Below are 970 nucleotides of genomic sequence, written 5' to 3'. Positions count from 1 at the left end.
GTCCCGCGAGGTGGAGCGGGTGACGGCGCTGACGCGATCGAGCTCCTCCAGCTGCCCCGGGGTGAGCTCTATGGCGGGCGAGGACATCATCTCGTCCACGTGCGCGAGGGTGTCGGCGCTCACCACGGGGGCGACGACGCCGGGCTTCGCGTGCAGCCAGGCCAGCGCGATCTGGGCGTTCGAGACGCCCTGCTGGGCGGCGATCCGGTCGAGCACGGAGAGCACGCGCATGCCGCGGCGGTTCAGGTACTGCCCGGCGCGGGCGCGGCGGGCGTTCCCGATCCCGTCGGCGCGGCGGCGGTACTCCCCGGCGAGGAAGCCGTGCGCGAGGGCGAAGTGCGGCAGGACGCTGAGTCCCTGCGCCTGGGCCACGAGCGCGATGTCGCCCTCGACCTCGGCCCGACGCATCATGTTGTAGTGCTCCTGGATGCTCTCGAAGCGGGGCAGCCCGTAGGCCGTGAGCACGCGGGCCTCCATGAGGCGGTGCGCGCGGAAGTTCGAGGCACCGAGGGAGAGCACCTTCCCGGCGGCGATCAGCTCGCCCGCCGCGGAGAGGCTCTCCTCCAGCGGGGTGCCCTCGTCGTCGAGGTGGAAGTAGAGCACGTCGATCCGGTCCGTGCGCATCCGCTCCAGGGAGGCGTCGACGGCGGCGATGATCCCGGCCCGGCTGAGACCCGGGTACTCGGAGCCACGGCCCACCTTCGTCGCGATGCGCACGGCGTCCCGGGAGCGCCGGAAGCGCATCCAGTTGCCGATCATGACCTCGCTCTGCCCGGCCGCGTAGTTGTCGGCGGTGTCGATGAGGGTGCCGCCCAGTTCGCTGAAGCGGTCAAGGATGCGCAGGCTCATCCCCCGGTCCACGGTCCAGCCGAAAACGCTCGTGCCGAGGGCGATGGGGAACACGTCAATGCCGGAGTCGCCAAGCGCCCGGTCGGTGACGGGCCGACGCTCGGCCGGGGCGTCCGCCATC

Annotated in this window: 1 protein-coding gene; it reads right to left on the bottom strand. The window is 72.2% G+C overall.

The window, feature by feature from the left end:
• A partial coding sequence (locus OOT08_RS14555) for an aldo/keto reductase (RefSeq protein ID WP_325093507.1) occupies positions 1-970 on the bottom strand: 970 nt, incomplete at both ends.

It is taken from the genome of Leucobacter sp. M11 (genome assembly GCF_035726885.1).
Classification (GTDB): Bacteria; Actinomycetota; Actinomycetes; order Actinomycetales; family Microbacteriaceae; genus JAPFRB01.
The sequence above is the reverse complement of the archived record's forward strand: the minus strand, read 5'-3'. Positions and strand labels throughout refer to the sequence as shown.